This window comes from Micromonospora sp. CPCC 206171, from assembly GCF_036906755.1.
Taxonomy (GTDB): domain Bacteria; phylum Actinomycetota; class Actinomycetes; order Mycobacteriales; family Micromonosporaceae; genus Micromonospora; species Micromonospora purpureochromogenes.
This window is the reverse complement of record NZ_JBAKHT010000053.1, coordinates 1-10,009: the sequence shown is the minus strand read 5'-3', so window position 1 is coordinate 10,009 and position 10,009 is coordinate 1. Positions and strand designations below refer to the sequence as shown.

The window sequence follows — 10,009 nt, the reverse complement described above, 5'->3', positions numbered from 1 at the left end:
TCCACCGTCACCAACAACGACCCCACCAACTGCGCCGGCACCGTCAAGGACTGCTTCAACTGAACCGACGCACACAAGAAGGTCCACATACAGGTCCGGCCCCCTGCCACTGAAGTGGCAGGGGGCCGGACCGTCGTCGGGTCAGCGCTGGACGAAGACCGCCACACTGCGCGCCGGCACGGTGAACGTGCCGGCCGCCCGGTCGAACGCGGCCGTCCGGAGCACCGGGTCGGCCGAGTTCACCAGCACCGGGTGCAGCGCGATGTCCGCACCCCGCAGGCCGGTCACCGTCTGCTTCGCCGTCTCCGGCGTGCCGTTGAAGACGACGGTCAGCGACTTCCACTTCCCGTCCATCCCGCGGGCGTCCAGGGTCATGGTCAGCACGCCCGGCGTCTCCTTCTCGCCCGAGAGCGGGAAGGCGACGCGCCGCTGCACCTGGCCGGCGGTGGCCAGCCCGAACACCGGCGAGGACTCCCGGATCCGCAGCAGTTCCGCGTACCGGGCGTCGGCCAGGTTGATCGCGGCGCAGTCCGGTACCAGCTTCGGATCGGCCAGCAGCGGCTTCGCGTACGGCCACTTGTCCTTGTTGTCCTGCTCCGGCGGGAGGCCGGCGCCGAACCCGTTGCCCTGCGCGCAGTCCCACCGGATCTGGTTGAACCAATCACCGGAGTTGTACGAGTTGCGGTCCAGCGACTTCGAGCGCAGCCGCTCGGAGCCGGTGGTGACGAAGCCCGCCCCCTGCCCGAAGGTGGTGGTCGCCAGCGCCAGCACCTGCATCCGCGACCGGTCCGTCGCCGAGGTGCCCTGCGGCAGCTTGTACGCCAGCGCGTCGTACAGGATCTCGTTGTCGTGCGCGTCGACGTAGGTGACCGCCTCGCCCGGCGCGGCGGTGTAGCCGGCCGGCGAGCCGTTGTAGTCCACCTGGGCGCCGGTGATCTGCCGGCCCGACGAGTCGGTGAACCGGTAGCCCCGCAGGTTGCCGGCGAGCCCCACCTTGATCAGGTCCTGGTAGTGCAGCAGCCGCGCCTTCTGCTCGGCCGCCGTCCCGTTCACGGTGTCGCCGTTGGGGTCGGTGTAGAGACCGGAGGCGAAGCCCTGGATGCGCGGGTTGCCGTCGAAGGGACCGCCGCCGCGCACCGCGTCGCGCAGCCGGTCGTTGAAGGTGCCGATGCCGGTATCGGCCATGTTGGCCTGGGTGGCCTGCACGAACCGGGCGTCGTTGGCGACCTCGCCGAAGTTCCAGCCCTCGCCGTAGAGCAGGATCTTCTTGCCGTCCACGCCGTCGCGGGCCGGGGTGAGCTGGTCCAGCGCGGCCCGCACGGCGAGGATGTTCGCCTTCGGGTGGTGGCCCATCAGGTCGAACCGGAAGCCGTCCACCTTGTACGCCTTGGCCCAGGTGACCAGGGAGTCCACCACCAGCTTGCCCATCATGGCGTGCTCGGGCGCGGTGTTGGCGCAGCAGGTCGAGTTGGCCACGCTGCCGTCCTCCAGCAGCCGGTGGTAGTAGCCCGGCACCACCTGGTCGAGCACCGACTTCGGGTCAGTGCCCGAGGCGGAGGTGTGGTTGTAGACCACGTCCAGCACCACACGCAGCCCGGCGCCGTTGACCCCGGCGACCATCTGGCGGAACTCGGTGGTCCGCTTCGCCCCGGCCGGGTCGACGGCGTAGCCGCCCTCCGGCACGGTGTAGTGCAGCGGGTCGTACCCCCAGTTGTAGCCGTCGGACGCGGCGACCTTCGCCACGCAGGCCTGCTGCTGGTCGGAGTCCGGCGGCAGCTTCGCCAGGTCGCAGTCGGGCTGCTGCTGGGCGGTCCGCTTCTCGGGGATGGTGGCGAAGTCGAACGAGGGCAGCAGGTGCAGGTAGTTGGCCCCGGCGTCGCCGAGCGCCTTCAGGTGCTTCATGCCGGCCGTGTTCGGGTCGGTGAAGGCGAGGTAGGTACCCCGCTTCTCCGCCGGCACGGTGGCGTCGGCCATCGAGAAGTCCCGCACCGACAGCTCGGAGATCTGCGCCTTGGACGCCGGCACCGCCGGCGGCTTGCGCAGGTTGGCCCAGCCGGACGGGGCCAGCGACTCCTCGGACAGGTCGACGATCTGGCTGTGCGTCGAGTCCGGCGCGAGCGCCACCGAGTACGGGTCCGTCACCGCGGCGGTGACCACCTTCTGCGCCGCCGGCTGCCAGGCCTCGACCTGGTAGCGGTAGTACTTGCCGGCCCAGGCCTTCGTGCCGCGCACCGACCAGACGCCGGTGCGGTCGTTGCGGCTCATCGCCACCGTCCTCGGCTCGGCCGTGGGCGAGTCGAAAAGCTGGAGCGACACCGTCCGCGCGGTGGGCGCCCAGACGGCTAGGGTGGGCACCCCGCCGGCGAAGGTGGGTCCCAGCCGGGCGTCGGTGGCCCGGGCGTAGACGTCGTCGAGCACGCCCGGGATCTGCACGCCGGTCGCGCCGAGCAGCCCGCCCTCGGCGTCGCGCTCGGTCACCACCAGCTGCCCGCGCAGCGCCGCCGGGACCTTGGCCAGGTCGGCCCGGTCCAGCGTGAACGTGCGGTAGGACCACAGGTGCGGGAAGGCCGCGCGCTGGGCCTCGGTGAGCCCGTTGCGCTGCGCCCGCAACGGCAGCGAGGTGTACGTCCCGGCCAGCTCGCCGTCGGCGATGCTCAGCCCGCCGGCCGGGGCGGCCACCAGGGCGTACTGCTTGCCGTCGGTGGGACCGGTCAGCCAGGCGACGGTGGACCGGTCGATCCAGTGCGCCTTCTGCTTGGTGATGTCGAGGTCCCGGGCGGGGCCGGACGAGCTGGGCGGCAGCAGCCGGCCCTTCACCCCGGCGAGCAGCCAGATCTCACGCCCGGCGCTGGCGAAGTCCAGCCGCTGGTCGTCGGGCTGATCCTTGGTGTCACCGGAGTGGATGATGTAGTTCAGCCCGGTCGCGCCGGCGGCCAGCGGCACCCGGAAGACGGCGCCGTAGGCGTCGATCTTCTCCGGCTTGAGCGGGTTGGACCAGTCGGTCGGGTTGGCGGCGCCGTCCCAGAGGTGCAGGCCCCAGCCGGCGTAGTCGTTGTCGGCCTTGCGCCAGTGGATGACCGCGGTGCTCTCGTCGACCGCCGGGTCGGGCTCGCCGGTGGCGGCCTGCCGGGTCGGGTAGAGCGTCGGGTCGCCCTGCTTGACCCAGACCTCGCCGGTCTGCGTCACGTCGATGGTGCGGTCGTTCGCGACGTCCTTGTTGCCGTTGGAGTCGACGACCAGGAAGCCGACCGACTTCGCGCCCGGCTTGAGCTTGACCCAGGCGAACCGGCCGTAGGAGTCCTCACCGGCGAACGGCTGCCCCTTCGGCCACTCGGTGGCGTACGCCGGGTCGATGTCACCCCAGGTGTAGAGGCCCCAGTCGTCGTACCCGCCGGCGGGGCGCTGGTAGTGCACCACCGCCCAGTCCCGGGCGGCGCTCTGGGCCGGGGTGCCGACCACGCCGGTGGCGCGGGTGTCGGCGGTCCGGCCCTTGCCGTCGCGGACCACGGCCTTGTACTCGACCTTGGCCCCGCCGGGCAGGCCGGTCAGGTCGTGGTGGACGGTGTACGGGGCGGTGTGCGCGCTGCCCAGCAGCGTCCACCTGCCGCCGGGCACCCGGGCGGCGAAGGTGACGGTGGCCAGCGGGTCGCCGGTGACCTGGGCGGTGACGGCGGCCCGGGTGGCGACCGGATCGGCGCCGGGCGCGCTGAGGGTGATGCTCGGCGCGGCGCTGGCCTGCGGGATGGGCCGGCCGGCCTTGAGCACCACGGCCGCCATCGGCGGCACGGTCAGGCCGAGCTTTCCGTCCGCGCCGGCGGTGGCGGTGGCCGCGCCGCCGTAGACGCCGGTGAAGGCGGTGCCGGCGGACCAGGTGTCGACGGAGACGGACTGCGCGGTGGCGGCGTTGTTCACGGCCACCACGTACTCGGTGCGGTCGGCCGGGGCGATCCGGGAGAAGGCGAAGACGCCCGGGCCGTCGGCCGCGTACCGGGTGACCTGGACGCCGTCGCGCAGCGCCGGGTGGGCCTGGCGCAGCGTGCCCAGCTCGGCGATCGTGCGGTAGAGCGGGTGGCCGGTGTCGTACTGGTCGCCGGCGTGGGTGCGGGTGGTGCCGATCAGGTCGTCGTCGAGGTAGTCCGCCACCTTGCTGGCGAACATGTCCTGCCGGGCGTCCTTGTCCCCGCCGGGACCGGTGAAGCCCTGCTCGTCGCCGGAGTACACGACCGGCTGGCCCCGGGTGAGGAACATCAGCTGGTGGGCGAGCTGGTCGCGGCGCAGCTGGGCGGCGTCGTCGCCACCGGAGGCGGCGATGAAGGAGCCGATCCGGCCCATGTCGTGGTTGCCGAGGAAGGTCGTCAGCCGGTTGGCGCCGGTGTCCCGGGCGGCGTACAGGTCGTCGCGGGCGTACACGTCGGCGAGGGCCTTGGCGGAGCCGTCGGCGGCGGTGTAGCCGCGCGCGGCCTCCTGGAAGGAGAAGTCGAGGGTGGCCGGCAGGCCACCGCGCCGCACGTAGGTCGAGGTGACCTCCTGGTCGGCGCTGTAGACCTCGCCGAACATGAAGAAGTCCTTCTTGCCGGCGGCGTCGGCGGCCCGCTTGATGCCCCGGCTGAACTGCGGCCAGAAGTCGAGGTTGACGTGCTTGACGGTGTCGAGCCGGAAGCCGTCGACGTCGGTGCTGGCGATCCAGTCGCCGTAGGCCTTGGTCAGCCCCCGCACCACCTCGGGACGCTCGGTCCACAGGTCGTCCAGGCCGAAGAAGTCGCCGTACTCGCTGTTCTCGCCGGCGAAGGTCGAGTCACCGCGGTTGTGGTACATCGTCGGGTCGTTCAGCCAGGCCGGCACCTTCACCTTCGCGTCGGCGGGGGTGGCGAAGGTCGGGGTGTACGGGCCCGCGTCCGCGGTGACGGTCGGGAAGTCCCGGGTGCCGTCAGCGTAGTTGCGGTCCTCGAAGGCGCGCCCCTGCGCGTCGGTGTACGGCGAGGTCTTCTTGTCGACGTACGCGTACTTGTCCTCGCCGTACTTGATGACATCGGCGGTGTGGTTGACGATGACGTCAAGGTAGACCTTGATGCCGCGCTGGTGGGCGAGCTTGACCAGCTTCCGCATCTCCTCGTTGGTGCCGAAGTGCGGGTCGACCTGGGTGAAGTCGGTGATCCAGTAGCCGTGGTAGCCGGCCGAGACGTCCGCGCCGCTGCCCTGCACGGGGCGGTTCTTGAAGATCGGCGCGAGCCAGATGGCGGTCGTCCCCAGGCCCTGGATGTAGTCCAGCTTGTCGATGACGCCCTTGAGGTCGCCACCGTGGTAGAAACCCTTGTCCTTCGGGTCCAGCCCGGTGCGCAGGCGGTCGCCGGTGAGGCCGCCGGAGTCGTTGCGCTTGTCGCCGTTGGCGAACCGGTCCGGCAGGACGAAGTAGAACTGTTCGGCACGTCCCGTGCCGGCGCCGGCCTTCAGCAGGGCCTCGGTCGAGGGCTCGGCGCCCCACTGGGCGGCGCCGGCCGCGGCCAGGGTGTCGACGGTGGGCGTCCGGTCGGTGGCGTCCGCGCCGAGCTGGTTGACGGCGACCGGGACGCCGACGAGGGCGAGGGTGAGGGTGGAGACCAAGGCGAGCAGTGCCTTGCGAGATATCGGCGGGGGTTTCATCGACGGCCTTCCTCTGGTCGCTGATTCGCCCGCACGCTAGCTCTTGCCGAAACATTCTGCAATACCTTGCAAACCGCGTCGTAACAAAGCAGCCGTCTTGCGGAACCTGCCGTCGCTTCGGCCATCCGCGAGGTAGTGGTGGGGGTGGGTCAGAGGCCGGCGCAGGCGGCACCGTCGACGGTGCACCCGCTCGGGCGGGGGTTGCCACCCGTCTGTTCGAAGTGGAACCAAAGCGGTCGGACCTCGCGGCTGTCGAGATCCACCCCGCTCGTGTCGGTGAAGACGCCGTCGGACATCCGGGCGCTGCCCTGCGGCGCACCCTCCACCCAGGAGGTGACCAGGCGACTGCCGGCCGGCGGCACCAGCCGCACCGTCCAGGGACGCGGACCGGCGGCGGCGTTGGTGAGCAGCACCTCGCCGATGAACTCCCGGGACCGTACGACCTGCGCCCGGCTCAGCCGATGGTGCAGTCGGCCCCGTTGACGGTGCACTGGCCCGGCCGGTCGCCGGTGCCGGTCCGGCCGAACGTCATGGACACCACGGCGGTCTCCCCCGCCGGCAGGGGCCTGGTGCCGCTCAGCACGAACCAACCACTGCCCTGGGTACGCACCGACAGCCCCGAGTCCGACGACGCCCGGATCGACTTGACGTTGCCCGTGAACAGCAGCTCCACCCGCCACTCGCGAGCCCCGCCGGTGGTGTTGCGCACCGTCAGCCGGGCGGAGAACGAGTCCCGGTCGCTGGAGGTGGCCTGGTAGTCCGCGCTCACCCGCCCGGAACCGGCGGCCGGTGCGCGGGTCGTCGGCGTCGCGGTCGGCCGGCGGGTGCTGGCCCGGGGCGACGGGGTGGCGGTGGCGCTGGCCGACGGGGTGGCGTCCACGGCGATCAGCGGGGCGTCGGCGGACGGTGTGCCGGACGACGTCACGGAGGGCATCCTCGGCAGGTACATCGGCGGCGCCGGCTCGGGCGCCGCCGCGTGCTCCGGTCCGCGGAAGGAGAGCAGGGCGAACACCAGCAGGACGGCGAGCAGACCGACGCCGAGCAGCACGACGATCCACGGCATCGACGCCAGCACGGCGGGTGCGGATCGCGCCCCCGGCCGTGGGGCCGAGCGGTCGGACATGAGGTCCCCCTTGTCGGAGCAGCCGCGCCAGCCTAGCCAGCGCCGACGCCGGACAGCAGAGGGCCCGCCCGGTACGGTCCGTCCGGCCGGTACAGGCCGGAAAACGGCTGGCCGCCCGAGACCGGTTCGGGTCCCGCCGGGTCGGCTCCGCACCGACGCCGCCCACCGAACGGCCGCCCGGCAGCCGTCTCGTCACGCCGCGCGGACGACGGTGCAGATGGCCGGACCGTCCTCGGTGGTGCGCAGCAGGTAGCGGTACCGCTCGCCCGACACCGCCCGACCCTGGCTGTCCAGGAACTCCCACTGCACGGCCACCATGGTCAGCAGCGCGGAGACCGGCTCCACGTCCTCGATCAGCGCGTTCGCCGCGACCAGCTCCCGTTCCTGGTAGTCCGGGGCGGCGCCGACGAAGGAGAGCGCGACGGCGGCCAGTGTGCTGAAGGAGAAGCTGTACGTGTCGGCGACCACCAGCCCGGGCAGGGCGTAACAGCCGGCGAGGGCGGGTACGTCGCCGGCGGTGAGCGCCACGCCGTACCGGTCGAAGAAGTCGGTCAGCGTGTCGAGATCGGTGGAGGCTCTCACGGCGTCACCAATTGCCGCCGGCGGGCACCGGCAAACCTCAGCGCGGCGGGATGTGCACCTCGATCTCGGCGCCGAGCTTGGCCCGACCGGCCAGGTCGAGGTCGTCACCGCTCCAGAACCGGCCCGGGTCGTACCAGTTCGGGCGGCGGCCGGCCGGCAGCAGCCCCATCGCCTCGTAGGTCACCGCCACCACCTCGGCGCAGTACGCGGTCTCCAGCGCCCGGTCCGGCACCGGCGCCGGCACCCCGGAACGGTCCCGGCGGCCCGGCAGCCGCACCTGCGGCACCCGGCCCCGCGCCCAGCGCCAGGCGAGCTGGGCGGTGGACGGGAAGGGCGTGCCGTCGAGCCGGGCGACGGTACGCAGCACCGCCTGCTCCATCGCCGCGTCGGCCGGCGGGTCGAGCTGGCGCAGCCAGGCCCGCTGGCCGTACCGGTTGGCCCAGACGCAGACCGCGTCGCGCAGGTCGTGCAGCTGCACGCCGCGCTGGTGGCTGCCGGTCCACATGTCCGGCAGCGAGCGGCCCAGCTCGGCGTGCCACATCAGGGGCGGCATGTCGTCCAGCACCACGGCCATGCCGACGTGGTTGACCGGGCTGTTCGTGGTGAGCTGGATGGCGCGGTCGGGCACGCTCCGGCCACGGAACACCCACACGTCTCCGGTACGGGTCAGGTCGACGGCTTCGTCCAGGCTGATGCTCATGCTGTCGCCCCGGTGTTTCGCGCGCTGCGCTCGCTCATGGACGTCTACCCTAGGCCGATGCGGCAACGGATGCGGTGGTGGAAGGTACTCGGTCTGGCCGGCCTGGCCGGCGTCGCGGCGTCCGGCGTGGTCATCGCCCGCGCCGAGCGGCGCCGCCGGTCGTACACGCCGGAGGAGATCCGGGACCGGCTGCGCGAGCGGCACGCGCAGGCCGCGGGGAACGGCACGCCGGCCGGCGAGCAGGCCTGACCCGGCGGGCGCAGCTCAGCGCTCGGGCTCGGCCCCGGCGCGGCGCAGCGCCTCGTCGAGCGCTCCGGGGGTACGCCCGAGCACCGCACTGCCGTCGTCGAGCAGCAGGATCGGCCGCTGGATGAGCTCCGGATGCGCCACCATCGCCTCGATCCAGCGGGGTTCGGTGGCGTCGTCGCGGGCCCAGTCGGCCATGCCCCGCGCCACCGCGGCCGGCTCCCCGGTGCGGCAGATGTCCCACGCGCGCGCCTCGAGCCGGCGCAGCACCTCGATCAACTCGGCCGCGCTCGGCGGCTGCTCCAAGTACGCCCGCAGCCGGTACGGCACCCGCGCCTCGTCGAGGGTGGTGCGGGCGCAGGTGGACTTCGAGCAGGACGGGTTGTGCCAGATCTCCATGACCGACATGGTGACAGACCCCCTGCCGACCTGTCCCAGCTCATCCAGAGTGGACGGTGGACGGGGCATCGGAGCAGGGGCTTGCCGGCTACCATCCCGGCATGGCGACGCCCTTCGACCGGACACCGTTCGTCCTGTCCCCGCCGGCCGCCCCCGTCGAGCGGCACGGCCAGGTGGACCTGCACCTGCCGGCGGGTGACGGGCCCCGGCCCGCCGTGGTGCTGGTCCACGGCGCACCGCTGCCACCCGGCGCGTCCGACCCGCGCGACTGGCTCCTCTACCGCGGATACGGTGCCCTCCTGGCCGAGCAGGGCCTGGTCGCCGCGGTCGTCAGCTACCGGGTGGACGAGCTGACCGGCTTCCCGGCCGCGGCCGAGGACGTCGCGGCGGCCGTCGCGCAGGTCCGCGCCGATCCCCGGGTCGACGCCGACCGGCTGGTGCTCTGGTTCTTCTCCGGCGGCGGCCTGCTGCTGGGCGACTGGCTGCGCGCCGCACCGTCGTGGCTGCGCGGGCTGGTCGGCACCTATCCGCTGCTGGAGCCGCTGCCCGGTTGGGAGGTCGAGGCCCGGTTCCACCCGGTCGACGCCGTGGCGTCCGCCGGCGACCTGCCGATCCTGCTGGTCCGGGCGGGTCGGGACAGGCCGCCGGTGCTGGCCGGGATCGAGGCGTTCACCTCGGCGGCGGCGGCGAGCGGCCGTACCGTGCGGGTTCTCGACGTACCGGACGGACGGCACGGCTTCGACGCACTTGACCACACCGATCAGTCCCGGGACGCCGTGCGCGCGGCCCGCGACGCGGTGGTCGCGCTGCTGCGCGACGCCTAGCGCGGACGGATCGGCACGCGCATCGGTGCGGGGAGAGGAGTGCCCCGCCCGTGGCCAGACCCGCCGCTACGCCGTCCGCCGCAGCTGACCGGCGCCGCTGATAGGGGTCGGTGAGCCCGTTCGGCGTGTCGCGGCACGGAGGCATGACCGCGACGAGCGTGATACCTCTGAGGTATCAAAATGCCTCAGAGGTATCACGCTCACCGGGCAGCTTCCCTCCAACCGATGCCGGCCGGAGGGGCCCGTAGCCGACCGACACCTCGACCGAGGTTCGTCACCCATCCCGCCGGTCACGGCGGAACGTCCGATTCCGGCTCGGTGGTCATCGCCCGGATGTCCGGTCTGACGTGCAGTGTCGGGCGGCCAGGGCCCGCCCGGGTGGTGGAATGGGTGGCGGGGCGGGGTCGTTGTACATGGCAGACCGCCGTGGCCCCCCGGCCCGGACGGGTGGACCGGAGAGTCGGGCCCGGCGGAATGCCGGCCCACCCCGGTTGG

The 10,009-nt window shown here is 72.7% G+C and carries 8 protein-coding genes; 2 read left to right on the top strand and 6 right to left on the bottom strand.

Annotation, left to right across the window (positions count from 1 at the left end; genetic code table 11):
- Positions 1-141: 141 nt before the first annotated feature.
- From pulA to V6U89_RS29980, 5 genes are all read right to left on the bottom strand, one after another.
- On the bottom strand, positions 142-5,640 hold the full coding sequence (gene pulA / locus V6U89_RS30000; RefSeq protein ID WP_334576662.1) for a pullulanase-type alpha-1,6-glucosidase: 5,499 nt from the start codon (positions 5,638-5,640) through the stop codon (positions 142-144).
- Positions 5,641-5,789: 149 nt separating this feature from the next.
- On the bottom strand, positions 5,790-6,131 hold the full coding sequence (locus tag V6U89_RS29995; protein ID WP_334576661.1) for a hypothetical protein: 342 nt from the start codon (positions 6,129-6,131) through the stop codon (positions 5,790-5,792).
- Positions 6,095-6,763 carry a cellulose binding domain-containing protein gene (locus V6U89_RS29990; protein WP_334576660.1) on the bottom strand — a complete coding sequence of 223 codons (669 nt, stop codon included), beginning with the start codon at positions 6,761-6,763 and terminating at the stop codon, positions 6,095-6,097. The genes V6U89_RS29995 and V6U89_RS29990 overlap by 37 nt, the downstream gene beginning before the upstream one ends.
- Positions 6,764-6,955: 192 nt before the next feature.
- Entirely contained in the window at positions 6,956-7,345 is a 390-nt protein-coding gene (locus V6U89_RS29985; protein ID WP_334576659.1) for a hypothetical protein, read from the bottom strand.
- A 37-nt stretch (positions 7,346-7,382) separates the two neighbouring features.
- Positions 7,383-8,045 (bottom strand): hypothetical protein, encoded by a 663-nt coding sequence (locus tag V6U89_RS29980; protein ID WP_334576658.1) that lies wholly within the window; start codon positions 8,043-8,045, stop codon positions 7,383-7,385.
- Between the two features lie 69 nt (positions 8,046-8,114).
- Here V6U89_RS29980 and V6U89_RS29975 point away from each other — a divergent pair, with 69 nt between their 5' ends.
- Complete coding sequence (locus tag V6U89_RS29975; RefSeq protein WP_179806561.1) at positions 8,115-8,294, top strand: hypothetical protein; 180 nt, start codon at positions 8,115-8,117, stop codon at positions 8,292-8,294.
- A 15-nt stretch (positions 8,295-8,309) separates the two neighbouring features.
- On the opposite strand, the gene V6U89_RS29970 is transcribed toward V6U89_RS29975, so the two are convergent.
- Entirely contained in the window at positions 8,310-8,690 is a 381-nt protein-coding gene (locus V6U89_RS29970; protein WP_334576657.1) for an ArsC/Spx/MgsR family protein, read from the bottom strand.
- A 101-nt stretch (positions 8,691-8,791) separates the two neighbouring features.
- Here V6U89_RS29970 and V6U89_RS29965 point away from each other — a divergent pair, with 101 nt between their 5' ends.
- On the top strand, positions 8,792-9,514 hold the full coding sequence (locus tag V6U89_RS29965; protein WP_334576653.1) for a hypothetical protein: 723 nt from the start codon (positions 8,792-8,794) through the stop codon (positions 9,512-9,514).
- Positions 9,515-10,009: the final 495 nt, after the last annotated feature.